Source organism: Geodermatophilus sp. URMC 64 (genome assembly GCF_053502555.1).
Genome location: NZ_CP199955.1, coordinates 1983098 through 2008637, shown reverse-complemented (window position 1 = coordinate 2008637; position 25540 = coordinate 1983098). Strand labels below are relative to the sequence as shown.

Sequence of the window (25540 nt, the reverse complement as noted above, 5' to 3'; positions counted from 1 at the left end):
GCTTCCACTGAAACGGAACCGCTGGCCTCACCCGCTCGTGATCAAGCTCCTCGGGCTGATTGGCTCGCTGGCCGTGACCGCAGTACCGGCCGCGGCGGACCGGCGCCGAGCGATCACCACCTGCGCGTGGTGCGGCGAGCCTCTGGAGCCCAAGGCTCGTGGCCGGCTGCCGAAGTGGTGCTCCCCCACCTGTCGTCGCTCCTGAGGACGGCGGAACTCGCCCGATAACCCACCGGCCCCGCTCATTCGCGACCTGCGGTTTCAGCCCTCTGAACAGCGCTGTGGTGGTTCGCTTCCCGAAGATGCCGGGCGAGCCGATGCGGGTCCGCCCAGCCGCGCGCGCAAGCCGGCCGGCGAGGACGGCTGATCCGGCCATCGAACCACTACGGTGCGGTCCACCTCCACCGCTCAGCGGGACGTCGCCCGTCCGCCGTCAGCCCTGCGTCACACCGTCCTGCCGGGCTGCGCTGAGCACCTCTCCGGTCGCCGGGCCCGGCGTCTCCTCCGCCGACCGGGCTCTCCGCCACCGGGGGTGCGGCCAGCCGACGAGCAGGACGACGGCGCCGGGGAGCGTCGCCACCAGGGTCATCACGCCGAAGGCGGTGGCGACGGCGGTTCCCGGACCGGCGCCCCAGCCCGCGGACGCGAAGGCCCAGGCCGCGACGCTCTCGCGCGGCCCCCATCCCCCGATGTTGAGGGGAACCGCGGCGGCCAGCAGGACGATCAGCGCCAGCGGGACCAACTGCTGCGGCGGGCCGTGCACCCCGGCGGCTCGCGCGGCGATCAGGAACATGCCCAGCAGCCCACCGACGACGAGCAGCGAGGTGAGCAGGACGGCGGGCCACGTGGTCGGCTGCAACAGCGCCTGGCGGATCTCGGCGACGGTCCTGCCGAGGACGCGCCCCGGGCCGGCGGGGGCGCGCCGCATCACCCCGCGACCGGCGATCAGGACGGCGACCACGGCGGCGGCGCTCGCTGCAGCGACCAGCGGGATCACCGCCTGCACCGGCGAGGGGACGGCCAGGAGGACGACGACGGCCAGCGCCACCTGGACCGCCTGTCCGGCTGCACGCTCCCAGACGACGGCCCGCAGGCCGCGGCCGAGGTCGCCGGCGCCGACGCCGTGCTGCACCCCCCGCTGGACGTCACCGACCACGCCTCCGGGCAGCACGCTGTTGAGGAACTGCGAGCGGTAGTACGCGGCCGTGGCGGCGGGCAGCGCGAGACCCACCCCCAGCGCCCCGGCCACGACCCGCCAGCGCCACGCCGAGCAGATGGTGATCACGGCGCCGATCGCGGTCGCGGCGAGCAGCGTGCCCGGGCCGAGCCCGCGAAGGCCGTCCAGGAACGGGCCGGCACCGACCTGCCGGACGAGGGCGACCAGGATCAGGGCAGCACAGAGCAGGCGTGCCGCCGTCCACGCACGTCGCCTCAACCCCGCCCTCCGTCCGCCCCCACTGGTCAACACGGACCAGGCGGCCGATCCAGTTCAGCATGGACGGCGGACAGCACGGCCCGGATGCGGAGGCCGGTCGCCTGCCAGCCCGGCAGGGTCTCCCGCCGGCGCAGGGCCGCCCGCCGGAGACGCCGGCGCAGATCGGCGTCGGTGAGCCAGCGGGCGAGCGCCACGGCGAGGGCGGAACTGTCCTCGGGCGGCACCAGGAGACCGGGCACGCCGTACACCGTCCGTCCCAGGGCCTCGGGGAGTCCACCGACCCCGCTCGCGATCACCGGCAGGCCGGCGGCCAGCGCCTCGGTGACCGCCATGCCGTAGGTCTCCGTCCGCGAGGGCACGACGAGCACGTCCGCGCTGCGAAACTCGTGCTGCAGGGCGGCTCCGGTGCGGGGACCGGGGAGCCGCAGACGATCGGTGATCCCCGCGGACGCGGCTCGTCGCCGCAGGGACGAGACGAAGAGCGGATCGCGGTCCAGCGGGCCGACGAGCGTGCAGCGCCAGCGCAGGCGAGCCGTTCCGGCCAACGCCTCCAGCAGCAGGTCCTGGCCCTTGTGCGGCGCGAGCGCCCCGACGCACAACAGCCGTCCGCCGTCGGTGGGCCGGGGGCTCGCCGGCGCCGCCTCGGTGCCCGGGCGGGCGACGTGCACGCGGGCAGGTGGGAGCGAGTACCGGTCGAGCAACTGGCGACGCGTCCAGGCGCTGGTGGTGACGACGGCCCGCGCGGCGGCGAGAACGGCCCGCTCGTCGCGCGCGGCGACGGCGTCGCCGCCGAAGATCATGTGCACCAGGACCACGAGGCGCAGCCGGTTCGACCGCGGCACGAGCAGGGCGCGGGCCGCGGAGGCGATCAGCCCGTCGACGAGGACCAGTGCGCCGGCCGGCAGGACGTCGAGCGCCCGCCCCAGGGCGCCCAGTGATGCGGCATCGGGTCGCGGCCAGGAGCCCGGGACGGCGATCTCGGCCACGGTCCACCCGGCGTCCCGGAGGCCGTCGCAGACCTTCCTGTCGTAGCGGTTGCCGCCGCTGACCCGGGCGGGATCGTCGATCCCGGCCGGGACGACGACGTGGACGCCGTGGCCCGTGGACCGCGGGTCGCCGCGGCGACGTGCCCCCGGTGCGGCGTGAGCGGGCGGTTCCTCCTCCACCAGGGGGACGACCGCGCGGGAGCTCCTGTCGTACGCAGGCATCGACGCCACGTGCTCAGCGCGGGGGCGCGGAGCTGCTGAATGCGCCCAGGAACCGGTCGCGGAAGGCGTCCATGGGCCACACCGGGGCGGCCGGGCTCGGCAGCAGCCCTGGCTGCCAGTGCCAGGAGGCGATGCCGTCGAGCACGGCGGGGTCGGAGGCCACGAAGGAGATGGGCACCTGGTGGCCGGCGTCCTGGCCGCTCACCGTCGCGACCGGTTGATGGTCGCCGAGCAGGACGAGGACGACGTCGTCGTCGTGGAGGTTGGTGAACCAGGAGAGCAACGCCTCCAGGGAGTACTCGATGGACTGCCCGTAGAGCCGGCGGACGGTGTCCATGTCGCGCCAGGCCACGTCCGCAGGCACGCCCTGGGCGGGCATCGGGTCGAAGACCGAGCCGTCGCCGAGCTGGTCCCAGGGCACCAGGCTCGGCAGCGGGGTCCACGGGTGGTGCGAGGACACGAGATGGATCTCCGCCATGAGGGGGCGGTGGGCGGAGGCGAGCTCGAACCGCTGGAACGCGGCCAGCGTGTACTGGTCAGGCATCTCGGCCCAGCCGAACTTCGGCCCCCGGTAGCCGAGATTGCCCGCGTCGTAGATCTGGTCGTAGTGGTAGAAGGTCCTGCCCTCCGGCCACGGCTGCTCGTTGGCCGGGGTGACGGCGACGGTCCGCCAGCCGGCCTTGGCAAAGGCGGCGCTGAGGGTGAACCGGTCGCCGGTCATCAGCTCGTCGTAGAGCGGGTTGCTGTTGATCCACAGTCCGGACTGCAGGGTCGCGTGGGCCAGCCAGCTGCCGCCGCCGAAGGTCGGCGAGTCCAGGAAGGCGCTGCGCGCCGAGTACCCGGACCGGGTCAGGCTGGTGCTGCTGCTCCGCAGGACCGCGTCGACGCCGGGTGAGTACGTGCTGCCCGCCACGGCCGACCTGCCATAGCTCTCGACGAAGGCGACGACGACGTCCTTGCCGCGCAGACCGGTGAGCAGGTCCGAGGCGGGCATGTCGGCGTACGGGTCGGCGGAGGAGCTGGCCGCCTCGAAGCGCTGCTCGTCCTGCACAGCGCCCTCGATGGCACGCTGGTGCGCGACGGCCAGCCGGGCGCTGCTCGCCGAGGCGATCGGAGTGCCGGGGACGAGTTGCAGCGACAGCGCGGCGCACACCGCCCACACGGTGCCCAGGACGGCGACCCCACCGAACGAGCGCCGCCGGTGCCGGCCGGTCAGGCTGCTGACCCGGATCGTCGAGGCGACGATCACCGCGACCAGCAGCACGACGGCGAGCCCGGCCAGGACGAGGACGACGTTGGTGGCCGCGGACCCGATCGAGTCGCGCAGGACGCCGACCGCCGGCAGGAGGAAGCCCCAGTCGAGCAGCGGATTGAACGGGCGACCCAGGTTCTCGTAGAAGCCCAGGTCGAGGAGCTTGAGGACGGTGAGCAGGCTCAGCGCCACTCCGGCCGCCGCCGCCAGAACCCGTCTCGGCCGGGGCGGCAGCAGCAGGCCGATCGCGACCAGCGCCAGGCCCTCCACCGGGATGCGGGCGAAGGCGGCCGGCGTCAGCTGGTCGAGCCGGGGTGGAGCGACGAGAACGGCCCAGACGACGCCGACCGCGACCAGCGCGGTGGCGAACCGCAGCGCCCGGCGGGTGCGCGGGCCGGCGCCGGTGCGGTAGAGCCAGACGATGCTCCTGCCGAACGACTCGGCCAGCAGCACCAGCGCCGCGCCCACCGCGATCATGCCGACCAGGCGCGGCAGCAGCCCGGAGACCGCGGCGGTGAGGACGACGCCCTGCACGGCCGCGACGACCTTGCCCCAGTACCGCGGCGGCAGCGGCGCGGCGAGCCAGGGGATCGCCCACCCGGCGACCAGCAGCGCGTAGCGGGCGACGCCGATGGCCAGCACCCAGCCGCCGTAGTCCCGGGACACGGCCACGCTCAGCAGCAGGATGAGGAAGGCGTCGACCTCGCAGTCGAAGCGCGCACCGAACGCCGTGACGGTTCCGGTGCGTCGCGCCACCCGCCCGTCGACGCTGTCGAGGACGAGTGCGACGGAGGCGAGGGTCACCAGCGCGGCGACCGCCGGCGGCCGGTCGAACGAGTCGGCGACCAGTCCCGCGACCCCGGCGCTCAGCACCGCCCGGGCCAGGGTGACCCAGTCGGCCGGGAGGATCGCCCCTCCGGCGACCGGCGCGGGTCGACGTCGAGCACCGTGCCTGGGGCCCGGTGCTCCGCTCCGGACCCGGCCGACGACCAGGAGCGCCGTCGCCGTCCAGCCGGCGGCCAGTCCGACGACCCAGCCGGCCACGCCGAGACCAGTGGTCAGGACAAGAGCGCCGAGCAGAGCGGGGGTGATCAGTGCGCCGAGGATCGCGGCGAGTCGGACCGTGCGCACAAAGCCTCTCCCGTCAGACCTCTTGACGAGGAGCACGGATCTGCGGTCGCGGCGGTTCAGCCACCCCGGGCCACCGGCCGGCGAAATCGAGCTGATGAGCGATGTAGAGCAGCTCACCGCGGGCCAGCTGGCGGCGGCGGACCGCCATCCAGTCGGCCAGGCCGTCGGATCCCGCGCGGTGTGCCAGCTCGTCCTCGATCGTCTGCAGGATGCACTCCAGGAAGTGGGCCTCACCGTCCGGATAGGTGCCGTCCGGGCGCGCGTGCACCACCCAGTCCGACGCCCCCGACGTCAGCGGTGGCGCTCCGGCGGCGCGCAGGTGGCCGAAGAGATGGCGCCCCGCCCGGCTCTCCCCGGCGGGCCCGCCGTGCCGGACACGCTCGTCCATGCTGCGGTGATAGGCCCCCAGGATGTCGTCGTCGCGGGGGTGGTCGGGCTGGAAGACGCTCTCGCCGTCGAAGTTGATCGTGAACCAGTAGACGCCACCGGGCACCAGGAGCCGGAAGAGCCCGGGCAGGACGGCCGGCACGTCCACGAGGTCCAGGAACGCGTTGGCGATCAGCACCTCGGCCGGTTCCCCGTGCCCGGCCTGCAGGTAGGCGCCGAGCTCGGCCTCGACCAGGCGGACCCGCAGATCGCCCAGCCGCACCCCGTCCGGCAGCGGTTCGGTGGGCACACCCCGGGCGGCCGCCCACTCGCCGAGCCACGCGCGCGAATCGCCCAACAGCTGCCGATCGACGTCGAGCAGGGTGTACTCCCCGCCGCTGATCACCTGCCACTCCAGCAGGCGGGCCACCATCGTCCCCAGGCCGGCCCCGACCTCCAGGATCCGGGGCGCGCCCGCCGGCATCAGGCGGCGGAGTTCGGCCAGCACATGGCGGTTCAGGGCCCGGTCGTCCACGGTCTTCTTCGCGGCCAGGTAGCGGGTGTAGCTCATCGCTTCTCGGCCACCAGCGCGAACTTGCGCACCCGCCCGCTGCCCAGCCAGTCGGTCCACAGCTGATGGGCGGTGATCAGATCGGTCAGGGCCTGAGCCCCGACCTGGCCGGCGATCCCGGCCGCGTCCTCTCGGAACGACTGCAGCATCGCCGCCGCCACCGCGCGATGCGCGGCGGTGCACTGCTCCTGCGAGGTCACGGTCAACCCGGCCTCGTCCAGCAGGGCCGTCAACTCCGCCAGGTCGATGGGCCAGACGGTGTCCGCGTCGGGCATCCGGTCCCGCTCCTCGCGCGAGAGCGGCCGGCCCTCCTCGACGGTGAAGGCGAAGCGCCCGCCCGGCTCGAGCACCCGGCCCACCTCGCCCACGAGGTCCCTCTTGTCGGGGAAGGCCAGCATCGCCTCCAGGAGGAGCACGACCTCGAAGCGGCCGTCGGGCAGCGGCGGGACGTGTGCCTGCTCGAATCGGCACGGCAGATCGCCGGCCAGTTCCCGGGCGATCTCCACAGCGCCGGCGGAGTAGTCCAGGCCCAGATAGCGGCAGCCCAGCTCTGCCACGATCAACCGGCCCGGCCCGGCCACCCCGCAGCACAGGTCGAGGACCGGGACGCCGGGGCCGATGCGGGCGCGGCGGGCCAGCCGCCGGATCTCGCCGGCGCGCATGAAGCTCTCCTGCCCCACGAACTCCCCGGGTGGGTAGGCGGCCTGCCTCGCCCGCTGCAGCGCCGACTGGAACGGAGCGCGTTCATCCTGTCTCACCCCTGGGTCCTGCTACCGGCCCCGACGTGGATCCGGGCCAGGGCCGCGGGCGGAACTGCGTGCATCGCGCCTCCGTAACTGCCTGTGCAGGTGGCCACGGCTCGCGCGGCGAGGTGGTTCAGTCTCGCCGATCGCCGGTCACGGCGCCTGCGCGCCGGTCGACGGCACGACAGAGCCCGCCTGGTCACGTCGACCAGGCGGGCTCTGCGTCCCCCTACCGCCCAGGGATCACTGCTCGAGCGTCCAGGCCTCCGCGTTCCACAAGGGCCCGCTCTGGCTGGCGTTGTTCCGGACGTCGCGCAGCGCGCTGTCGTACGCCAGCAGGGTCGGCTTCTGGTAGAGCGGGACGGTCGCCATCTGCTCCCACAGCAACGCGTCCACCGCGTTGGCGTCGGCCGCCTGCTCGGTGCGGTCCTGGTCCGCGGCCACCTCGTCCAGCAGCGCATCGATCTCGGCCGTGCCCGCCCGGGAGACGTTCTGGCCGAAGCCGCGCGCCGGCGACTGGTAGGACGGGAGCAGGCTGGTCGCGAACGGGGAGCCGGTCGAGGCGAACAGCGCGATCTGGAACCCGCCGGCCACCACCGACGTGGGCACGTCGGGACCGCTGAACAGGTCGGGGTTCGGGTTGAAGGTCACCTCGATGCCGGCCTGCGCGAGCTGCTGCGCCATGACCGTGATGGTGGTCTCCCGCAGCGCGTTGCCCGGGGTGGTGTCGATGCGGAACGACAGCCGCTGGTCGCCCTTGGCGTACACGCCGTCGTCCCCGAGCTCGTAGCCGGACTGCTCCAGCAGGGCCTTGGCCCCGGCGATGTCCTGGGTCCTGTACTCCGCCGGCGCGTTGTCGCGGTACTCCGGCTGGTTGTTGACGTACAGGTGGTTGTCGAGCACCTTCGCGTCCGGGGCGATCTGGCCCACGGTCTGGTCGACGATCTCCTGCCGGTCGAGCGCCATGGCGAAGGCCCGGCGGACGTTCACGTCGGCCAGCTGCGGGTCCTGCGTGTTGAAGTCCAGGTGCTCGAACGACAGCCCGAAGGTGCTCTCGCTGGTGACGTCGGGCGCCTGGGCGTCGATCCGCTCGATCAGGTCGAGCTGCGGCTGCGGGCGGATGACGTCCAGCTCGCCGTTCTCCAGCCCCAGGGCCTGCACGTCCGGGTCGGCGCCGACGACGCGGACGATCAGCCGGCTCAGCCCCGGCGCGGCGCCCCAGTACTCCGGGTTCGGCGTGAGGACGGCGGTCTGGCCGGAGGCGTCGATGCTGCCGCGCTTCAGCTGCCACGGGCCGCCGGAGATGTCCTCGGGCAGGCCGTCGGCGGTGGCCCACCCGGCGTCGAACGTGGCGCACTGCTTCACCGGGTCGTCGTCCGCCATCAGGTGGGCGGGCAGCAGCGGCTGGGCGCCGGAGAAGAGGCTCTGCCAGTCCGAGAACGGCGTGGCGTAGGTGACGGTGACCGTCCTGCCGTTGTCCGAGCCGGTGACGCTGCTGATGTTCTCCACGCCGGTCGTGCTCATGTTGCCGGCGCAGCCGCCCTGGTCGGTGCTGGTGCTGACGTGCCAGGTGTAGGCGAAGTCGTCGGCGGTGATCGGGGTGCCGTCGCTCCAGACCGCGTCAGGGTTCAGCCGGTAGACCGTGGTCTGCAGCTCGTCCACCAGGGTGTTCTGCGGCTCGTCCGCGAGCAGTTCGCGGTCGTACTCGACGGTGTAGTCGGGCTGGACGATGTACACCGACGGCAGCACGCGGCCGAGCAGGTCCTGCACCGTCGTCGTGTTCCCGGCGGCGATGTAGGGGAAGAGGTTCTCCGGCCAGGCGTCGGCGACGCCGTACGTGGCGGAGCCGCCGGCCGCGGGCGCCTGCGCGGCGCCGGCACAGCCGGACAGCACCGTGATCCCCGCTGCGGCGGCGACCGCGAGCGCCGTGGCGCGCGCCGCCGTCCCGCGACGGCGCGACGCGAGGTCGGCGGTGCGCTGATGGTGCTTCGGAAGAACGTGCATCGTGGGTCAGGCGCTCCTGTGCTTCAGGGACGGCGGGTCGGTGCCGGTCCGAGGGGCCGCGTCGGCACGGGGCCCTCCGGCCGCCGACGCACCGGGAGCACCTTCGGCACGTCAGCTGCGGAGCTTGAGTCAGAACGCCGGCATGTCGCGCACGCAACAGTCACGGTCCCCGCGCGCGAGGTCGTCCGGGTCCGCCGGCGTTCTACCCGCGCAGCGTCACGCAGCACTGTCCCGGCGTCGGTTCGAGCCGCGCCGTCGTGTGTGGCGCGATCTCGTCCAGCATGCCGCTCAGCATCGCGAGGTTGGTGGTGCAGGTGAGCTGCCGGTCCTCGTCGGCGATGCGGTGGAACGGGCAGTTGCGCAGTCGCACCACGTGCCCGTCGTCGCTGTCGACGGCGTCGTAGGGCTGGTAGCCGATGCCGGTGAGCGCCGCACGCACCCGATCGAGGCCGTTCCCCGGCGAGTTCGGACCGGAGGCCGCGGCGAGCTGACGGCCCAGCCGCCGTGCGGCTTCCGTTGCCGCCCGGAGCCCCTCGTGGCCGAGGTCGGTGAGCGCGGCCGCGAACAGCCGTGCCGCCAGTTCGTAGTCGCGCGGGGGGATGGTCACGCTGAGCTCGTGCTCGGCGCGCGCGTACAGCTTCGCCGGCCGCCCCGCGCCGGGGCCGCTGCGTCCGGTGAGCCGCCGGTAGGAGGTGGTGAGCAGTCCCTCGTCGGCGAGCTTGTCCAGATGGAAGGCGGCCAACCGACGGCTGATGCCGACCGCGGCCGCGGCGGCGTCCCGCCCGACCGGGTCGGGTTGCGCGGTGACGTGGTCGTAGAGACGGCGGCGAACCGGGTTGACGAGCGTGGCGAGCCGGTTCAGCGCCCGGGCGGTGCGGGGCGCGGTCACGTGCGGCGGGCGACGGTCCGCCCAGCGCTGTCGCCGCTGAGCCGCCCGACGGGCTCGCCGCCCGGCCGGCCGGTGATCACGGCGAGGAGCTCGTCCATCTTCTGCCTCCGGTGCGGATCGGGCGGCCGGCGCCGCGGGTGAGCGAGAGGTGCGCGGCGGAAGCCACGCGGTGCATCGGTGACGGGCGGGCCTGCCGGGTCGGCTGGCGCAGCACGGTGAGCGGTCCGCTGGCATCGGTGACGTGGACGGCGGCGGTGCCGTCGCGGCGACGGCGCACCTGCAGCGTCGCGGTGCTACCGCCGATCCGCAGCCCGGTGAGGGTGAGATCGGGCAACCAGGCGGGCAGGTGTGGATCGACCAGCACGCAGCGGGCCGGAGCGACGGGCCGCAGCACGAGCAGCGCCTGCACCATGGCGATCACAGCGCTCGCCGACCACGCCTGCGGAGAGCACGACCGGGGGTAGAACCCCGGGAACGGGTGCGCGGGATCGCGGGGTAGTCCGGCGAGCGTCTCGGGCAGGCGGTGCTCGGCGAAGCACGCGGTCGCGGCGAACAGGCCCTCGGCGAGGGCGTGCAGCTCGGCCCACCTGCCGTACCGGGCGAGGCCGAGCGCGGCGGTGCCCTGCTCGACCGGCCACACGCTGCCGCGGTGGTAGCTGAACGGGTTGAACACCGGGTGGTCGGCCGACAGGGTGCGGATGCCCCAGCCGCTGAACATGTCCGGCGCCATCAGGCGACGGGCCACCCGCCCCGCCTTGGCCGGCGGGACGATGCCGGCGACGAGCAGGTGGGCGTCGTTGGAGCCGATGCTGCGGACCTGCCGCTTGTCGGGGCCCAGCGCCATGGCGTAGCACCCGCGCTCGGGCATCCAGAAGGCGTCGTCGAACCGGCGCCTCAGCCGGCGGGACCGCTGCCACAGCTCGGCGGCACGGGCCCGGTCACCGCACGCGCCCAGCACGACGGCGGCGTGCCGGAGGGCGGCGTAGTGGTAGGCCTGCAGCTCGCTGGTCGCGACCGGGTTCGGCACCGGAACCCCGTGCTCGTCGACGATGGCGTCGTCGGAGTCCTTCCACCCCTGGTTCTTCACGCCCTGCGGTGACCGGGTGTCGTACTCCAGGAAGCCGTCGCGGTCAGGGTCGGCGTAGTCCTCCAGCCAGCGCAGCGCCTGCCGTGCGGTCGGCAGCAGGTCGCGGACGGTGTCGAGGTCGCCGGTCCAGCCGTAGTACTGGCCGAGGAAGACGAGGAAGTCCGGGACGGTGGCCCAGTCGCCGTAGTACGCCGACAGGGGGTCGTGGCCGAGTGCGGCGATCGGCCCGCGCCGCGCCTGGTGCAGCATCTTGCCGGGTTCCTCGTCGCGCCAGTCGTCGATGCGCCGGCCGACCCAGGCGGCGTTCAGCCGCAGGCTGTCGCGCATCGGCACACGGGCGCCCAGCAGCGCCTGCCAGGAGGCCGTGAGCACGTCGCGGCCGAAGACCTGCTGGTACAGCGGCAGGCCGGCGGTCGGTGCGGCGGGGCCGGCCGGCTCGCCGAGCGCGAGCGCTGCCAGGTCGTCGACAGCGGTGCGCCAGGCGATCGCCACGTCGGGGTTGGACGTGATCAGCTCGGTCGCCTCGGCGCGGACGCCGTCCTGGGCCCGAGCGGCCGGGTGGTCGGCGGCCGAGAACGACGGCGGCGGCGCGGCGGAACGCCGGCCGCCGAACAGCGGCTCGACGACGAGCGTTGCCGTCGCCCGGCCGCGCGGGGGCAGCGTGAGCTCCCAGCGCAGCGCTCCCCCCGTCCACGTCACCTGATCCGCCGCCGCGGCCACCTCCACCCCGACGGCCACCGCCCGGTCCAGCTCGGGGTGCTCGTAGTCCAGCCGCAGCCGCCCGGTCGCGGCGTCCCAGGTCCGCAGCACCGGAGCCGACTGCCGGCGCCGGTCGAACTCGGCCTCGTCGAAATCGGCGAAGTCGGCGTCGAGCTCCACGCACACCGGGAGGGTCACCGGCTCGTCGCTGAAGCTGTCGAACCGCAGGACCGTGCGCAGGCCCGGACCGACGAACCGCTCGACGGTCAGGTACAGCGCCCTCGGCGGCAGCACCTCCCCGTCGCCGAGCTCGACGTGCGTGACGAGGGCGTGGCCGCCGATCCGGGCGCACGCGAACGGGGCGATCTCGACGCCCCGGACGGTGATCCGCTCGTGCGACAGCACCCGGGTGTTGTCGGCGTAGAACCCGCAGGTGCGTCCGCCGCTCATCCGGCCCAGTGCGTCGGTGACCAGCAGGCTCCACCCGCTGGCGACGTGCAGGAGGTCGGCGCGGACCCGCGCGTCACGCGCCCCCGTGCCAGACCCCGCCACAGCTCACCGCCGGGCGGAGCGGACGAGCGCTGCCGCCCCTGTCGCCGCGCCGGCGGCGACGGCGGCCCGGACGCGGTCGGGATGCAGCCCGAACCACTCGGTGTAGAGGCTGCGTGACCGGGACCGCTGCCCGAACCGGCCGGTGGTCCCGGGGTCGTCGTCCAGCGGCGCATCGAGGTTGTCCGCCCCGTCGTCCGGCTCGTCGGTCCGCTGGTTCTCCACGATCTTGCCGGGGCCGAGGAGGTAGCGGTCCACCAGCGCCGGGCTGATCCGCTGCCCCAGCTCCAGCAGTTTGCCCATGCCGCCGGCGAACACCGTGCGCACCGGCCGCTCCGCCACGGCCACGATCGTGTCCGCCACCACCACCGGCTCGTACACCGGCGGGATCGGCATCGGGAGCACGCCGAGCTTGCTGCGTGCCCGCTGGAACAGCGGTGTGTTGATCGACGAGGGGAGCACGTCCACGACGGCCACGCGGCTGCCGGAGTGCGCCAGTTCGAGCCGCAACGCCTCGGCGAAGCCGACGACGCCGTGCTTGGCCGCGCAGTAGGCCGCCTGCAGTGCGACGCCGCGCCGCGCCAGCGCCGACGACACGTTGATCAGGACGCCGTCCCCGACCGCCTGCAGGTGCGGCAACGCGGCCTTCATGCCGTACATCTGGCCGAGCAGGTCGACCTCGACGACCCGGCGCATCTCCTCGGCCGTCATCTGCTCGACCGTGCCGTAGGTGCTCACCGCGGCGTCGTTCACCCACGTGTCGATCCGGCCGAACTCGGCGACCGCGCGACCGGCCAGGGCCTCCACCTGCGCGAAATCGCTGACGTCGGTGGGAACCGCCAGCCCGCGTCCGCCGAGCCTCCCGATCTCGTCGACACAGGACTTCAGCGCCTGCTCACCGCGAGCGGCCACGACCACGGTCGCCCCCCGCCGAGCGAAGGCCAGCGCCGTCTCGCGGCCGATCCCGGATCCGGCGCCGGTGATGACGACGACCTGCTGCGCGAGTGGACGAGGCATCGGACCTCCCGCCGGTCGGGTACGCGCGTTCTACTGCCAATCACGGCTGTCAGTACACGACGGTTCAGCGCCCCTCACGGCCGGCGGTCAGCCGCTGAACGCGGCGGCCACGCCGACGCCCACGAGCGAGGCGCCCGCGACCCGCTGGGACCACACCCCGACGGCGGGACGGCGCAGCCCGGCCACCGCCGCGCAGGCCGCCCAGGCGAGGACGGCGAACCAGGCCATGGCCAGGGCCACGTCGATGCCGGACAGGAGCAGCGTCCACGCCAGGACGTCCTGCCCCGGGGGCACGAACTGGGGCACGCCGGCGAGGTAGAACATCCCGATCTTGGGATTGAGCAGGTCGCTGAGCAGCCCGGTGGCGAAGGCGGGGCCGAGCCCGCCGCGCCCGGTTGCGCGCACCTCGGCGACGGGCGGCCGCGCCCTCCGCGACAGCGGCGCGAGCAGCGGCAACGCGCCCAGGACGACGAGGTACGCCGCGCCCGCGAAACGGATGCCGTCGTACACCGCCGGCGACCGGGACATGACGCCGGCCAGGCCGAACCCGGTGGCCGCGCCCCAGGCGAGGGAGCCCACGGCGATGCCGGCCGCCGTCGCCGCGGCCAGGCGGGGGCCGCCGCGCACCGCGCTGCCGACCACGAGGACGTCGTCCGGGCCCGGCGTGATCGACATGACCAGCGCCAGCAGCGCGAAGCCCCACAGCTGCCCCACGCCGGTTCGGAGGCCGCCGGCGGGGCCGGTGATACGGCGGGTCAGGCGATGGCGTCGACCCGGTTCGCCTGCGTGTCGGCGGGGTTCTGTTCGGCAGACCGCTCGGCGCGCCGGGCGGCGAGCCGGGCGAGGTGCCAGTCGGTGCAGACGGGGCAGCTGGCCACCCAGACGGAGCGGCTGTGCCGGTAGCAGGTGGCGCGGTCGGACATGGCGGTGCTTCTTCTTCCTGATCGTCGAGCGACCCTCGCTCAACCCCGACCGGTGTGCGCAGCTTCCCCGGCCGAGAGATGAGTTGCGTCGCACTCCGCCGTCTTCACCTGCAGCCGACGGGACGGCGATGATGGCCTCCGCCCGCTTCCCCCGCGGCGACCGACCGACCCACCGATCGCTCGAGGAGCCCGCGATGTCCGTCCAGCTGAACCCGTACCTGAACTTCCGCGACAACGCCCGCGCGGCGATGGAGTTCTACCGCTCGGTCTTCGGCGGCACCCTGCAGATCTCGACCTTCAAGGAGTTCCAGGCGTCGCAGGACCCGGCGGAGGACGACCTGGTGATGCACGCCCAGCTCGAGGGCGACCACGGCGTCACGTTCATGGGCTCGGACACCCCGAGTTCCATGGAGTACCGGCCGGCGAGCGGCTTCAGCATGTCGCTGAGCGGGGACGACGACGCGCTGCTGTCCGGCTGGTTCGACCGGCTCGCCGAGGGCGGCACGGTCACCATGCCGCTGGAGAAGGCGCCGTGGGGCGACCGGTTCGGCATGTGCGTCGACCGGTTCGGCGTCAGCTGGCTCGTGAACATCTCCGGTCAGGCCGGCTGACGGGCGCGCTGCGGCGCGCGGATCGTCAGGCGGCAGCGCGGTGGCGGCCGGTCCGCTGGACCGAGGTGGACCAGCCGCTGGCCAGCGCGGCGATCGTCGCCATGGCCTCTTCGTAGATGCGCTCGTGCGACTCGGCCGGCGCCTCGGCGGCGGGCTCGGTGGTGGCGGCGTCCGCGGACTCAGCCGGGACCTCGGCACGGGAGGGCTGCGGCTCGGGTGCCGCGGCGAGGGTGAGCGCCACGGTGGGGTGGTGGGCGGAACCGGCGCCCGTGCCGGGGACCGGGATGCGAGGGAGCGCCTGCGTGTCTCCGGAAGTCGTCACGGCCTCCCTATCGGCGGGTGCGGGACCACCCGTGACCACGAGGTGCGGCTGATCAGCGGGCCAGGAGAGCGGCGACGACGTCGGCATCCAGCGCGTGCGCGGCCACGGCCGCGGCCGGGTCGGTGCGGACGGCGAAGGCCACCGACACCGCCTGGGCGACCACCGCACGGCCACCCGGCCCGGCGGGCAGGAAGTTCGCCGCGGCGAAGCGCGGGCGGGCGACGGGGGCGAGGGTGGCGGTGGTCTCCATGACGGGTGCTCCTGGAAGTCGGCTGGCCGGGTCCGTCCCGGTCACCGACGACTCTGCGGGACCACCCGCAGGGACCCCGCGAGGAAACCGCACGATCACCGCAAGACCGGCGGCTCACCCGCACGGGTGACCGCGACGCCCTTCCCTGCCGGTTGCGCTCGTGCCGGGCACCGTTCCCGCCGTTGATGCCGTGGACGAGCACAGGTGAGGAGGTGGGCGACGTGCGGATCTCGTTCGTGGTGTACGGGCTGCTCTACGTCCTCGCCGAGCTCGTCGTCGCGCGCCTCGAGGAGATCGGCTGGCCCCGGCTGACCGCCCTCGACATCGCCTCCGCCGTCGCCCACGGGATCCTGACGGTGGCCATCGGCGTCGCCGTCCTGGTCACCCTCGACCTGCTCGGCCGGCGCTGGCGCCGCTCGATGCTGGCCTGGCAGCAGGAGCGCGTCCGCCTGGCCGCGGAGGCGGCGCAGGAGCCGATCAGCGTCCAGGCGTGGCGCCCGGAGCCCCGGGCGCCCCGGGCGCTGCCCGCGTCACCGGCGTCCTTCGCCGGACCCGACTACGCCGCCCGGGCCGGCGACGGCACGCTGCCCCTCTACGTCCCCTCCGAGATCCTCGACCGGGACGGCCGGCTCCTGTAGGCCCCCCGCGGCGAACCGGCCGCCGGCCGGCCCGGTTCGGCCAGGATGGCGCCATGAAGTACCTGATGAGCTACCGCGCCGTGGACGACTTCCTGCCGCTGGCGCAGGCCAACTACCCGGGCCACCGGGCGCGGCTGGACGAGTTCCACGAGCGGGGCGTGCTCCTCCTGGCCGGCCCGCTGAGCGAGCCGGGCAACGGCGACGCCATCGGCGTCTTCACCACCCGCGAGGCCGCGGAGGAGTTCATCGCGGGCGACCCGTTCGTGGTCAACGGCGTCGTGGCCGAGTGGTCGATCCGGCCGTGGAACGAGGTGCTGGGACCCGACGCCTGAGCGTGCCCCGGAGGTGTCTCGGCGGTGTTCTGCGGATTTCCCGGAGTCCGGTGGCCGCATTCGCCGCTCGGTACGGCTAGGGTCGTGTCCGTCGGGAAGGCTCTGCGCAATGGCAGGACCCCGATGCAGTACCTCAGCTAGGAGCAGGGAATGCCCGAAGGAACAGTGAAGTGGTTCAACGCGGAGAAGGGGTTCGGCTTCGCCACCCCTGACGGTGGTGGACCGGACGTCTTCGTCCACTACTCGTCCATCCAGACCAGCGGGTACCGCTCGCTCGACGAGGGCCAGCGCATCTCGTTCGACATCGAGCAGGGCCAGAAGGGCCCGCAGGCGGCGAACGTCCAGCCTCTCTGATCTTCTCCGATCACGTACAGCGCCCCCGTCCGGCTCGCCGGGCGGGGGCGCTGTCGTGTGCGGGCTCAGCGGCGCCGGGGCACGTACCCGCCGATGAGCGCGGCCATGAGCAGCGCCCCGTCGTCCGGGCCGAGCGCCCCGGCGGCGTCGGCCAGGGCCCGCCACCGCTGCCGCTCGACGTCGGTCGGTGCGTTCTCGGCCCGGGCGGCGAGCTGCTCCAGCAGCCGGTCCCACTCCCCCTGCGGCGTCGGCCAGAGCCCCGCCAGCCGCCGCGCCTCGGCCGAGATGCCGGTGAAGCGGACGATCTCGCCGGCGTAGTTCGTCAGCGCCTCGACGTAGCCCGCCGATACCAGGGCGCGCGCCGCGGCGACGACGTCGGCCTTCGCCAGGCCGCTGGCCGGCACCACCTGGCCCAGGTAGGGGGCGCCGCCGTGCGCCGGCGCGTCGACGAGCCGCGCGATCGCGCGCAGCACCGGCAGGTCGCGGGTGAACCAGACGTCGTCCAGGGGTTGCTGCGCGCTCACCGGACCAGTCTCCCGGTGCCGGTCCCGGGCACCTCCCGGTAGGTGGCGCGGCCGCCGTACGGTGAGGTCATGACCGCATCCGCAGAGCAGCAGCCCAGGGTCAGCAAGTCCGACGAGGAGTGGCGGGCGCAGCTCTCGCCGGAGGAGTACGCCGTCCTCCGGCAGGCCGGCACCGAGCGGCCGTGGACCGGCGAGTACGTCGACACCAAGACCGTCGGCGTCTACAGCTGCCGGGCCTGCGGCGCCGAGCTGTTCCGGTCGGAGACCAAGTTCGACTCGCACTGCGGCTGGCCGTCGTTCTGGGAGCCGTCGGCGGGCGACAACGTGATCCTCCGCGAGGACCGCAGCCACGGGATGGTCCGACCGAGGTGCTGTGCGGCACCTGCCACAGCCACCTCGGCCACGTCTTCGACGACGCACCGCAGACGCCGACCGGCGACCGCTACTGCATCAACTCGCTGAGCATCAGGCTCGAGCCCGCCGGGTGAGCGGAGCTCGGGAGCGCAGGAAACCTGCGCTCCCGAACTGCGTCCTACGGCAGGTCGGCGACCAGTTCCGCGACCGGCTTGCGGACGCCGGTGTAGAACGGCACCTCCTCGCGGACGTGCCGCCGCGCGGTCGCGGCGCGCAGCTCGCGCATGAGGTCGACGATGCGGTGCAGCTCGTCGGCCTCGAAGGCGAGCATCCACTCGTAGTCGCCGAGCGCGAACGCGGCGACCGTGTTGGCCCGGACGTCGGGGTAGTCGCGGGCCATCTTCCCGTGCTCGGCGAGCATGAAGCGGCGCTCCTCGTCGGGCAGCAGATACCACTCGTAGGAGCGCACGAACGGGTACACGGAGACGTAGCGGCGCGGCTCCTCCTCGGCGAGGAACGCCGGGATGTGGCTCTTGTTGAACTCCGCCGGCCGGTGCAGCGCCATCTGCGACCACACCGGCTCCAGCCGGCGGCCCAGCGCGGTGCGGCGCAGCCGGCCGTATGCCTCCTGCAGGGCCTCCGCCGACGACGCGTGCCACCAGACCAGCAGATCCGCGTCGGCCCGCAGCCCCGACACGTCGTAGGTCCCGCGGACGACGACGTCCTTGCCGGCCAGCTCGTCGAGCAGGGCCTGCGCCTCCTCGGCGGCGGCCGAGCGCGGCTCCTCCCCGAACGGGCGCGCCACCCGGAAGACCGACCACATCGTGTAGCGGATGGTGGCGTTGAGCTCGTTCGCCCGCTTGCCGATGCTGCGTGCCTCGGTCAGTCCGTCCGTCTGCTGCTCGCTCATGCCTGCATTCTCCCTCGCGCCGGCGACCGCCCTCGACGGTGCTGTCGCCGGCGGGACGGGGATCACGGCAGCGCCGGCGTGAGCCAGGCCTCGACGTCGATCCGCACGGTGGTGCCGATCAGGAAGGCCGGCGCCCGGATGCCGACCGCCCGCCGGTCGAGCGTGCCGGTGGCGCGCACCCGGAGCCACGCGCCGTCCGGGGCGGCCGCCTCGGGGCCGCCGACCAGGGTCAGCGGCGCCGAGGTGCCCCGCACGTGCAGCTCGCCGTGCGCCTCCCAGCGCCCGTCGTCGGTGCGGGTGAACCGGTCGGCCGACCAGGTCATGGCCGGGTTCCGGTCGATGTCGAGGAATCGCGGCTTGCGCAGGTCGGCGTCCCGTCGGGCGATGCCGGTGTCCAGGCTCTCCAGGTCGCACTCCGCGCGGACCCGGACCGGTGTGCCGGCCGCGTCGATCCGGACCTGACCCCCTTGGCAGGCCACCGACCCGTGGGCCGGCCGGCCGAAGGAGGCGGAGACGGTGAAGGTCACCCGGGTGCGGCTGTCGGAGACGGTCCAGGTCCCGGCCATGACCCGCGGACCCTGCAGCTGCGCGGTCACGACCGCACCGCCTGCGGGATGTCGGCGCGCACGACGCGACCCAGCTCGAGGCGGTCGTAGCCAGGGAGCAGCGCCGGGTCCTCGCCGGGCAGCAGCGGGGTGTGCATGATCCGCTCCTGCACCTCGGTGTGCGTCTCCAGCGAGGTGGCGGTGCCGAGGACGACGATGCGGTCGTCGGCCGACCGGAGCACCAGGACGCCCACGAGGCCCTCGACGTCGCGGACCGCCGGGACGATCCGCTCGCGGCCGCCGCGCTCGGCGGCCTGTGCCATCGCCGGGTCGCCGGTGCCGTTGATCCAGGTGATCTGCGCGAACAGCGGCGTCCGGCCGGCGGCGACGCCGTCGAGACCGTCGACGACGCGGTAGACCCGCTCGCCGGCCGGGGCGGCGTCCTCGGCGGCCCAGAACGCGATGGTGGTGCTCCCCCCGCCCTCGAGGTGCGCGACCTCGACCGAGCCGATCGGGTCGGCGCCGGCGGGCGGGGTGGCGGAGACGGTGACGAACACGGGGTGCTCCCTCCGGTACGGGGACCGGCGGTTCCGGTCCCGGCGCGGAGAACGATCCGGCGGCGGGCCGCCCGTGCCATCCGTGGAAGCACGCGACCCCGCCACTGAAACCGGGTACGCAGAGCACCCGACCGCCGGGATACTGCGCGCCGTGTTCGTCGGACGCACCGCCGAGCTCGCGGAGCTCACGGGGCGCATCGCCGCGGCCGCGGACGGCCGGGGCGGGCTGCTGCTGCTCTCGGGCCCCGCGGGCATCGGCAAGACCCGGACCGTGGAGGAGGCGGTGGCCGCCGCGCCCGCCGTCGCGTGGGGCCGGTGCGTGGACGACCCAGGCGCTCCGCCGCTGTGGCCATGGCGGCGCGTGACGCGCACGCTGCCCGGTGTCCGGGCCGTGATGGCCGGGGCGCTGTCGGGCGTGGACGAGGCCGCCGACCTGGACGTCGCCCGCTTCGCGCTCGTGGCCACGACGACCGAGGCGCTGCTGGACGCGGCCGAGCCGGACGGCCTCGTCGTCGTCCTGGAGGACCTGCACTGGGCCGACGAGACGTCGCTGCGGCTGCTGCGCCACCTCGCCGGCGAGCTGCACGGCTCGCGGCTGCTCGTCGTCGGCACCTACCGGGACCCGGCCGGACCGGCCGGCGACCGGCTGGACGGCGCGCTGCCCGACCTGCTGCGCTGGCCGGCCACCCGAGCGCTCCCCCTGGCCCCGCTCACCGAGGACGACGTCCGCGCATACCTCCCGGGAGCCCCCGCGGACGTGGTCGGGGCGGCGCACCGCCGCAGCGGTGGCAACCCGCTCTACCTGCGGGCAGTCGCGCGGGCACCGGTGACGGGCAACGGGGACGGCGGCGCCGAGCTGCGGCACCTCGTCCGGACGACGCTGACCGCCCTGCCGCCCACGGTGCTCGACCTGCTCGACACCGCGGCCGTGCTCGGCGAGGAGGTCGACGCGGGCCGGCTGGCCGCCGTGACCGGCCGCCCTCCGGACGAGGTGCGCGCCGCGCTGGACGTCGCGGTGCGGGCCGGCGTCCTCACCGCTGTGCCGGACGTCCCGGGCCGGCGGCGCTTCGCGCACGCGATCGTGCGCGACGCCATCCACGGCGACCTCTCCCCCAGCACCCGCGAGGAGCTGCACCGCCGGGCGGCCGAGGCGCTGGAGCAGTTCGCCGGGGACGACGACACCGGCGCCGGTGTCGTCGCCGGGCACTGGCTGCGAGCGGCCGCCGAGCCGGCGACGCTGCGCCGGGCGGCGTCGTGGGCGCGCCGGGCGGCAGTCGCCGCGACCCGCTCGCTGGCCTTCGAGGAGGCCGCGCGGTTCCTCGTGACGGCGCTGGACGCCGCCGACCGCGCCGGCACCGAGGCCTGGGACCGGGCCGAGCTCCTGCTGGAGCTGGCCACCGCGGAGTTCCGCGCCGGCCGGTTCGGCGAGGCGCTGGAGCACGCCGTCGCCGCCTCCGATCTCGCGGCCGCGTGCGGGCGGCCGGAACTGCTTGCGCCCGCCGCGCTGACCGTCCACGACATCGCGGCGCCCGGCTTTCCCCCCGCCGTCCTGCGCATGTGCGAGCGCGCGCTGGCCGACCCGTCGCTGCCCCCGGCACTCCGCGCCCGGCTGCTCGCCCAGGAGGCGTCGGTGCTGACGGATGCCGGAAGGCTGGGCGCCGCGGCGGAGTCCTCGGCCGGGGCGCTGGGGCTCGCCGAGGAGAGCGGTGACCCGGAAGCGGTGCTGGACGCCGTCCGGGCACGGATGAAGGCCAGCCCGGACGCCCTGCCGCGAGAGGAGCGGATGCGCCTGGGGCTGCTCGCGATCGAGCACGCCGCGACGACGGGCCAGCCGCTGGTCGAGCTGTGGGGCGCGAAGTGGCGCATCGACGCGGCGCTCGAGGCAGGCGACACCACGACCGTGGACGACGAGCTGGCCCGGATCACGGCGCTCGCGCGACGCACCCGCCTGCCGCTGGTGCGATGGCACGACCTGCGGCTGCGGGCATCCGTCGCCGCGCTGTTCGGCCGCTTCGACGAAGCCCTCGCCCTCAACGAGGAGGCGAGGGTCGTCGGGGAGGATGACCTGGCGCAGGACATCTCGGCCGCCGGCATGTCCGGGGCGTTCGTGTACCAGCACGCCCTGGTCACGGGTGTGCCGATGGAGCTGGACGCCAATCCGGTGCGGCTGCTGGCGCTGGCCGACGACGTGCCGATCGTGCAGGCCAGCCGGGCGGTGACCGCGCTGGTGGGCGGTCTGCACGACGAGGCCGCGGCCCGCTACGCGCAGCTGCGGGGGCGCATGACCGAGCGCGACTTCGTCCGGTCGACGGGGGTCGCCGAGACCCTGGTGCCGCTGGTCGAGGAGTTCGGCGACGTCGACGCAGCGGGGGCCGTGGCCGGCATCATCGCCGAACTCGCCCCGATGGCCGCGAGAGGCGCCGGGGTCTACTGCTGCGGGTCGCTGGAGGTGCTGCTGGGCCGGCTGGCCGCGGTACGGGGCGAGTGGGACGAGGCAGTGGCGCACTTCGAGGAGTCGCTGGCAGTGGACACCCGCACCGGTGCTCGCCCGGCCGCCGTCAACGACCGGGTCGGGCTGGCGGGTGCGCTGCTGGAGCGGGGCCGGTCCGCCGACCTGCCGCGGGCCCGGGAGCTGGCGCGGACGGCGCAGGCCGAGGCCCGGCTGCTCGGCATGCCCGGGCCCGAGCGGCGGGCCGCCGAGCTGGGAGAGCGAGCAGGCCGGGCGGCGCGCGCGGCGGACCCGCTCACCGAACGGGAGCGGGAGATCGCCGAGCTCGTCGCCGAGGCCCTGACCAACCGGCAGATCGCCGGTCGGCTGGTGCTCTCCGAGCGCACTGTGGAGAGCCACGTGCGGAACATCCTGGGCAAGCTGGGGCTGGCCAACCGCACGGAGATCGCGACGACCGTCAGCGGGCCGGCGCGGTGGTCTCCCGGGCGCCGCTGACGACATCGGAACGCGCGGCGCGACAGCCCCTGCGGATCCCCGCCGGCGGTGGTGTCCGCGCCACGCTCAGAGCAGCGCGTCGACCGCGTGCAGGGCGTCCCGGATGCAGGCGGGGACGCCCACGCCGCGGAACGCCGCTCCGGCGATCGCCAGCCCGGGCTGCTCGCTCACCGCGGCGCGCACCGCGTCCACCCGCGCCTGGTGGCCGACCAGGTACTGCGGGAGGCCGCCGCCCCAGCGGACCAGCCGCGTCTCGACCGGCTCCGGCCGCGCGAGCTGCAGCAGGTCGGCGACGTCCGCGACGACCGCGGCGGTGAGGTCGTCGTCCCCGCGCCGGAGTTCGGACTCGTCGCGGAACCGGCCGACCGAGGCCCGCACGAGCAGCACGTCGCCGGCCAGGTGCGGCCACTTCGCCGACGAGACGGTGACCCCCTTGACCAGCCGGCCGGTGACCGGCGGCACGAGCAGGCCGGACCCGGCGGCGACCTCCTGCGCGGGGAACGCCATCGCCACCACGGCCATCGACGCGTACGGGATGCCGCGCAGCGGCTCCTCGGCGTCCGGTACGGCGCCGGCCAGCAGCCGGGCGGCCTTAGGGGCGGGCGCGGTGACGAGGACGGCGTCGGCGGTCAGGGTCGCAGGCCGAGCGGCGGGGCCGACCGCGAGCTCCCAGCCGGTCGTCGACCTCCGGAGCGCGTGCGCCGGCGTGCCCAGCCGCACCGTCGCGCGGGCCGCCGCGACCAGGGCGGCCGGCAGCGCGCCGATGCCGTCGCGGACGGTGGCGAACACCGGCCCGTCGTCGTCCCCGCGGCTGCGGGCGCCGGCGTCGCGGGCCGCGGCCGCCGCGGCGAGCACCGACCCGGTCTCCGCCAGTTGCGCCGCCAGGGCCGGCATCGTCGCGACCAGCGAGAGCTCGTCGGCCCGCCCGGCGTAGACGCCGCCGAGCAGCGGCTCGACCAGGCGGTCGACGACCTCGTCGCCGAGCCGCTCGCGCAGCAGCCCGCCCACGGCCACGTCGCCGTCCAGCCGCACCGGCGGCAGCCCGGCCTCGGCGGCCACCCGCGCGACGCCGCCCGGGGAGAGGAAGCCGGCCAGCCCCTCGGTCGAGGCCGGGACACCGAGGACGGTGCCGGCCGGCAGCGGGTGCCGCCCGTCGGGCAGGACGACGGAGGCCTGCGTGGTGGTCGGCGCCACCAGCCGGTCGCCCAGGCCGAGCGCCTCGACCAGCTCGACAGCCTCGGGGACGCGGGCGAGCACCGCCTCCGGGCCGGTGTCGTACCAGTGCCCGGCCAGCTCGACCCGGTGCAGCTTCCCGCCGATCCGGTCGCCGGCCTCCAGGACGACGATCTCGTCGTCCGGACGACGGCGACGCCACTCGAACGCGGCGGCCAGGCCGGTGATGCCGGCCCCGACGATGGCGAGTCTCATCGCGTGGTGAGCTCGTGCACCAGCTCGACGACGTGGGTGAGCACGCCGGGGTCGGTCTCGGGCAGGACGCCGTGGCCCAGGTTGAAGATGTGCCCGCGGGCGGCGCGGCCCTGCTCGACGACCCGGCGCACCTCGCGGTCGACCGTCGCCCGATCGGCGAGCAGCACGGCGGGGTCGAGGTTGCCCTGCAGGGACCGGCCGGGGCCGACGCGGCGGGCCGCCTCGTCCAGCGGCACCCGCCAGTCGACGCCGACGACGTCCGCTCCGGCGTCGCCGATCAGCGCGAGCAGCTCCCCGGTGCCCACGCCGAAGTGGATCCGCGGGACGTCGCGGTCGCCGAGGCCGTCGAACACCGCGCGGGAGTGCGGCAGCACCCGCTCGGCGTAGTCCGCGGCCGACAGCACGCCGGCCCAGCTGTCGAACAGCTGCACCGCCGCGGCGCCGGCGTCGACCTGGGCGCGCAGGAAGGTGGCCGCGGAGACGGCCAGCCGGTCCAGCAGCCGCGACCACGCCTCCGGCTCGGCGTACATGAAGGCCTTGGTGCGGGCGTGCTCCTTGGACGGCCCGCCCTCGATCAGGTAGGTGGCCAGGGTGAACGGCGCGCCGGCGAAGCCGATCAGCGGCGTGGGGCCGAGCTCGGCGACCAGCCGGCGGACGGCGGTCTCGAGGAAGCCCAGCCGCTCCGGCTCCAGCGCCGGCAGCGCGTCGACGTCGGACACCGACCGGACCGGCTCGGCCACCACCGGGCCGACGCCCGGCTTGATCTCGATGTCGACCCCGGCCACGACCAGCGGCAGCACGATGTCGGAGAACAGGATCGCGGCGTCCACCCCGTGCCGGCGCACCGGCTGCAGGGTGATCTCGGTGACCAGGTCCGGGTCCTGGCAGGACTCGAGCATCGCCGTCCCGGCGCGCAGCGCGCGGTACTCGGGCAGCGACCGCCCGGCCTGGCGCATGAACCACACGGGGGTGCGGTCCACCGGCAGCCCCCGGGCGGCGCGGACGAGGTCGGAGTCGGCAGCGGCGGCGCTGTCGGGCACGGCGTTCACGACCGCCGAGTCTCCCAGACGGCGCATGCCACACCGTCCGCCACCAGGCAATTACGGACGGAAGCGGGCTGGCCGCATGCGGCGTGGCGGGCGCACGGACGCCGTTCGCGCCCTACCCTGCGTGCGTGGAGCCGCACAGCGTGGCCGGCAGCGGGGACGCGGCCGGCGGGGAGCCGCCCGCGGCGTTCCGGGCCGCCCTCGACGCCATGGCGACCGTGCGCCCGCGCCCCGAGATCGTGGTCGAGCACATCCCCGCGCCGCAGCGGCTGGCGCCGTGGGCGCACGCGCTCGGCGCTCAGGTCTACGAGCCGGACGGCGACGACGAGGTCGAGGTCGCCAGCGGCCGGTTCATCGTGCTGTTCGACCCGGACGGCCACCAGGCGTGGGACGGCACGACGCGCTGCGTCGGGTACGTCTCGGCGGTCACCGACGAGACCATGGTCGACGACACGATGTTCTCCGAGGTGGCCTGGAGCTGGCTGACCGACGCCCTGCGCGAGGCCGGCGCGGGGCACCACGCGGTGGGCGGAACGGTCACCCGGACGGCGTCCACCCGCTTCGGCGACCTGGCCGGACCGGAGCACTCCGTGGAGGTCGAGATCCGCGCCTCCTGGACGGCGGAGGACAACAGCGCGCTCGACCGGCACCTGTCCGCCTTCCTGGAGGTGCTGGGCACCGCGGCCGGGCTGCCACCCCCGGGAGTGCGGCTGCTGGATCCCTCCGGCCGCGACGGGAGCGAGACTCTCTAACATCGGTACCAGCCAGCGGAGTCCCTCCGCTGAGCCGGTGAGCCCTCTTCCCCTGTCCGTTGCGGTGCGGCCGCACGGGTGCGGGCCGCTCCGCCGGCC

25 protein-coding genes and 1 pseudogene are annotated in these 25540 nt (G+C 74.8%); 7 read left to right on the top strand and 19 right to left on the bottom strand.

Features of this window, described 5'->3' with window-relative positions; all coding sequences use genetic code 11:
• Positions 1 to 433 precede the first annotated feature (433 nt).
• The 11 genes from ACWIYF_RS09920 to ACWIYF_RS09870 all read right to left on the bottom strand — a co-directional run bounded on the left by ACWIYF_RS09920 (position 434) and on the right by ACWIYF_RS09870 (position 13874).
• Positions 434 to 1435 carry a lysylphosphatidylglycerol synthase transmembrane domain-containing protein gene (locus ACWIYF_RS09920; RefSeq protein ID WP_448627956.1) on the bottom strand — a complete coding sequence of 334 codons (1002 nt, stop codon included), beginning with the start codon at positions 1433 to 1435 and terminating at the stop codon, positions 434 to 436.
• A 26-nt stretch (positions 1436 to 1461) separates the two neighbouring features.
• Positions 1462 to 2643, bottom strand: a complete 1182-nt coding sequence (locus ACWIYF_RS09915; protein ID WP_448627955.1) for a glycosyltransferase family 4 protein — start codon at positions 2641 to 2643, stop codon at positions 1462 to 1464.
• Between the two features lie 13 nt (positions 2644 to 2656).
• Positions 2657 to 5026 (bottom strand): CDP-alcohol phosphatidyltransferase family protein, encoded by a 2370-nt coding sequence (locus tag ACWIYF_RS09910; protein ID WP_448627954.1) that lies wholly within the window; start codon positions 5024 to 5026, stop codon positions 2657 to 2659.
• A 13-nt stretch (positions 5027 to 5039) separates the two neighbouring features.
• Positions 5040 to 5963 (bottom strand): hypothetical protein, encoded by a 924-nt coding sequence (locus tag ACWIYF_RS09905; protein ID WP_448627953.1) that lies wholly within the window; start codon positions 5961 to 5963, stop codon positions 5040 to 5042.
• The gene (locus ACWIYF_RS09900) at positions 5960 to 6721 is read right to left on the bottom strand and encodes a class I SAM-dependent methyltransferase (RefSeq protein WP_448627952.1); all 762 of its coding nucleotides are present in this window, start codon (positions 6719 to 6721) and stop codon (positions 5960 to 5962) included. The genes ACWIYF_RS09905 and ACWIYF_RS09900 overlap by 4 nt, the downstream gene beginning before the upstream one ends.
• A 228-nt stretch (positions 6722 to 6949) precedes the next feature.
• Complete coding sequence (locus tag ACWIYF_RS09895; RefSeq protein WP_448627951.1) at positions 6950 to 8710, bottom strand: ABC transporter family substrate-binding protein; 1761 nt, start codon at positions 8708 to 8710, stop codon at positions 6950 to 6952.
• A 202-nt stretch (positions 8711 to 8912) separates the two neighbouring features.
• A complete protein-coding gene (locus ACWIYF_RS09890) occupies positions 8913 to 9599 on the bottom strand; it encodes a helix-turn-helix transcriptional regulator (protein WP_448627950.1) in 687 nt (228 codons plus the stop codon).
• A gap of 76 nt (positions 9600 to 9675) precedes the next feature.
• A complete protein-coding gene (locus ACWIYF_RS09885; RefSeq protein ID WP_448627949.1) occupies positions 9676 to 11937 on the bottom strand; it encodes a glycogen debranching N-terminal domain-containing protein in 2262 nt (753 codons plus the stop codon).
• Positions 11938 to 11940: 3 nt separating this feature from the next.
• Complete coding sequence (locus ACWIYF_RS09880; RefSeq protein WP_448627948.1) at positions 11941 to 12951, bottom strand: SDR family oxidoreductase; 1011 nt, start codon at positions 12949 to 12951, stop codon at positions 11941 to 11943.
• 87 nt (positions 12952 to 13038) lie between these two features.
• Positions 13039 to 13665 carry a LysE family translocator gene (locus ACWIYF_RS09875; RefSeq protein WP_448627947.1) on the bottom strand — a complete coding sequence of 209 codons (627 nt, stop codon included), beginning with the start codon at positions 13663 to 13665 and terminating at the stop codon, positions 13039 to 13041.
• A 41-nt stretch (positions 13666 to 13706) separates the two neighbouring features.
• Positions 13707 to 13874, bottom strand: coding sequence for a hypothetical protein (locus ACWIYF_RS09870; RefSeq protein WP_448627946.1), 168 nt, complete (start codon positions 13872 to 13874; stop codon positions 13707 to 13709).
• A 194-nt stretch (positions 13875 to 14068) separates the two neighbouring features.
• Between ACWIYF_RS09870 and ACWIYF_RS09865 the strand changes: the two genes are divergently transcribed.
• Positions 14069 to 14485 (top strand): VOC family protein, encoded by a 417-nt coding sequence (locus ACWIYF_RS09865; RefSeq protein ID WP_448627945.1) that lies wholly within the window; start codon positions 14069 to 14071, stop codon positions 14483 to 14485.
• A gap of 25 nt (positions 14486 to 14510) precedes the next feature.
• On the opposite strand, the gene ACWIYF_RS09860 is transcribed toward ACWIYF_RS09865, so the two are convergent.
• Positions 14511 to 14807, bottom strand: a complete 297-nt coding sequence (locus ACWIYF_RS09860) for a hypothetical protein (protein ID WP_448627944.1) — start codon at positions 14805 to 14807, stop codon at positions 14511 to 14513.
• Positions 14808 to 14859: 52 nt separating this feature from the next.
• Positions 14860 to 15057: a hypothetical protein gene (locus ACWIYF_RS09855; protein ID WP_448627943.1), complete on the bottom strand. Its 198-nt coding sequence runs from the start codon at positions 15055 to 15057 to the stop codon at positions 14860 to 14862.
• Positions 15058 to 15278: 221 nt separating this feature from the next.
• On the opposite strand from ACWIYF_RS09855, the gene ACWIYF_RS09850 reads away from it, so the two are divergent.
• The 3 genes from ACWIYF_RS09850 to ACWIYF_RS09840 all read left to right on the top strand — a co-directional run bounded on the left by ACWIYF_RS09850 (position 15279) and on the right by ACWIYF_RS09840 (position 16381).
• The gene (locus tag ACWIYF_RS09850; protein WP_448627942.1) at positions 15279 to 15695 is read left to right on the top strand and encodes a hypothetical protein; all 417 of its coding nucleotides are present in this window, start codon (positions 15279 to 15281) and stop codon (positions 15693 to 15695) included.
• A gap of 53 nt (positions 15696 to 15748) precedes the next feature.
• A complete protein-coding gene (locus tag ACWIYF_RS09845; protein WP_448627941.1) occupies positions 15749 to 16027 on the top strand; it encodes a YciI family protein in 279 nt (92 codons plus the stop codon).
• A gap of 150 nt (positions 16028 to 16177) precedes the next feature.
• The gene (locus tag ACWIYF_RS09840; protein WP_448627940.1) at positions 16178 to 16381 is read left to right on the top strand and encodes a cold-shock protein; all 204 of its coding nucleotides are present in this window, start codon (positions 16178 to 16180) and stop codon (positions 16379 to 16381) included.
• Positions 16382 to 16446: 65 nt separating this feature from the next.
• Here the strand turns inward: ACWIYF_RS09840 and ACWIYF_RS09835 are convergent, their stop codons facing one another.
• On the bottom strand, positions 16447 to 16905 hold the full coding sequence (locus tag ACWIYF_RS09835; RefSeq protein WP_448627939.1) for a hypothetical protein: 459 nt from the start codon (positions 16903 to 16905) through the stop codon (positions 16447 to 16449).
• Between the two features lie 69 nt (positions 16906 to 16974).
• Between ACWIYF_RS09835 and msrB the strand changes: the two are divergent.
• Positions 16975 to 17393, top strand: a pseudogene (msrB, locus tag ACWIYF_RS09830) (peptide-methionine (R)-S-oxide reductase MsrB).
• 44 nt (positions 17394 to 17437) lie between these two features.
• Here the strand turns inward: msrB and hemQ are convergent.
• The 3 genes from hemQ to ACWIYF_RS09815 form a co-directional block, all read right to left on the bottom strand.
• Positions 17438 to 18169, bottom strand: a complete 732-nt coding sequence (hemQ, locus tag ACWIYF_RS09825) for a hydrogen peroxide-dependent heme synthase (RefSeq protein ID WP_448627938.1) — start codon at positions 18167 to 18169, stop codon at positions 17438 to 17440.
• Between the two features lie 62 nt (positions 18170 to 18231).
• Positions 18232 to 18765 (bottom strand): YceI family protein, encoded by a 534-nt coding sequence (locus ACWIYF_RS09820; protein WP_448627937.1) that lies wholly within the window; start codon positions 18763 to 18765, stop codon positions 18232 to 18234.
• Positions 18762 to 19271: a hypothetical protein gene (locus tag ACWIYF_RS09815; protein WP_448627936.1), complete on the bottom strand. Its 510-nt coding sequence runs from the start codon at positions 19269 to 19271 to the stop codon at positions 18762 to 18764. The genes ACWIYF_RS09820 and ACWIYF_RS09815 overlap by 4 nt, the downstream gene beginning before the upstream one ends.
• A 151-nt stretch (positions 19272 to 19422) precedes the next feature.
• Here ACWIYF_RS09815 and ACWIYF_RS09810 point away from each other — a divergent pair, with 151 nt between their 5' ends.
• A complete protein-coding gene (locus tag ACWIYF_RS09810) occupies positions 19423 to 22215 on the top strand; it encodes an ATP-binding protein (protein WP_448627935.1) in 2793 nt (930 codons plus the stop codon).
• A 66-nt stretch (positions 22216 to 22281) separates the two neighbouring features.
• On the opposite strand, the gene hemG is transcribed toward ACWIYF_RS09810, so the two are convergent.
• Positions 22282 to 23643: a protoporphyrinogen oxidase gene (hemG, locus tag ACWIYF_RS09805; protein WP_448627934.1), complete on the bottom strand. Its 1362-nt coding sequence runs from the start codon at positions 23641 to 23643 to the stop codon at positions 22282 to 22284.
• Positions 23640 to 24719 carry a uroporphyrinogen decarboxylase gene (gene hemE, locus ACWIYF_RS09800; protein WP_448627933.1) on the bottom strand — a complete coding sequence of 360 codons (1080 nt, stop codon included), beginning with the start codon at positions 24717 to 24719 and terminating at the stop codon, positions 23640 to 23642. Before hemE ends, hemG begins: the two co-directional genes overlap by 4 nt.
• Positions 24720 to 24817: 98 nt before the next feature.
• On the opposite strand from hemE, the gene ACWIYF_RS09795 reads away from it, so the two are divergent.
• Positions 24818 to 25441, top strand: coding sequence for a DUF3000 domain-containing protein (locus ACWIYF_RS09795; RefSeq protein ID WP_448627932.1), 624 nt, complete (start codon positions 24818 to 24820; stop codon positions 25439 to 25441).
• Positions 25442 to 25540 lie beyond the last annotated feature (99 nt).

Excerpts from the sequence above, each read along its gene's own strand:
- ACWIYF_RS09915 (WP_448627955.1), bottom strand. The coding sequence starts at position 2,643 with ATGCCTGCGTACGACAGGAGCTCCCGCGCGGTCGTCCCCCTGGTGGAG.
- ACWIYF_RS09840 (WP_448627940.1), top strand. The coding sequence starts at position 16,178 with ATGCCCGAAGGAACAGTGAAGTGGTTCAACGCGGAGAAGGGGTTCGGC.
- hemE (WP_448627933.1), bottom strand. The coding sequence starts at position 24,719 with ATGCGCCGTCTGGGAGACTCGGCGGTCGTGAACGCCGTGCCCGACAGC.
- ACWIYF_RS09865 (WP_448627945.1), top strand. The coding sequence starts at position 14,069 with ATGTCCGTCCAGCTGAACCCGTACCTGAACTTCCGCGACAACGCCCGC.
- ACWIYF_RS09880 (WP_448627948.1), bottom strand. The coding sequence starts at position 12,951 with ATGCCTCGTCCACTCGCGCAGCAGGTCGTCGTCATCACCGGCGCCGGA.
- ACWIYF_RS09870 (WP_448627946.1), bottom strand. The coding sequence starts at position 13,874 with ATGTCCGACCGCGCCACCTGCTACCGGCACAGCCGCTCCGTCTGGGTG.
- ACWIYF_RS09895 (WP_448627951.1), bottom strand. The coding sequence starts at position 8,710 with ATGCACGTTCTTCCGAAGCACCATCAGCGCACCGCCGACCTCGCGTCG.
- hemQ (WP_448627938.1), bottom strand. The coding sequence starts at position 18,169 with ATGAGCGAGCAGCAGACGGACGGACTGACCGAGGCACGCAGCATCGGC.
- ACWIYF_RS09855 (WP_448627943.1), bottom strand. The coding sequence starts at position 15,057 with ATGGAGACCACCGCCACCCTCGCCCCCGTCGCCCGCCCGCGCTTCGCC.
- ACWIYF_RS09845 (WP_448627941.1), top strand. The coding sequence starts at position 15,749 with ATGAAGTACCTGATGAGCTACCGCGCCGTGGACGACTTCCTGCCGCTG.
- hemG (WP_448627934.1), bottom strand. The coding sequence starts at position 23,643 with ATGAGACTCGCCATCGTCGGGGCCGGCATCACCGGCCTGGCCGCCGCG.
- ACWIYF_RS09905 (WP_448627953.1), bottom strand. The coding sequence starts at position 5,963 with ATGAGCTACACCCGCTACCTGGCCGCGAAGAAGACCGTGGACGACCGG.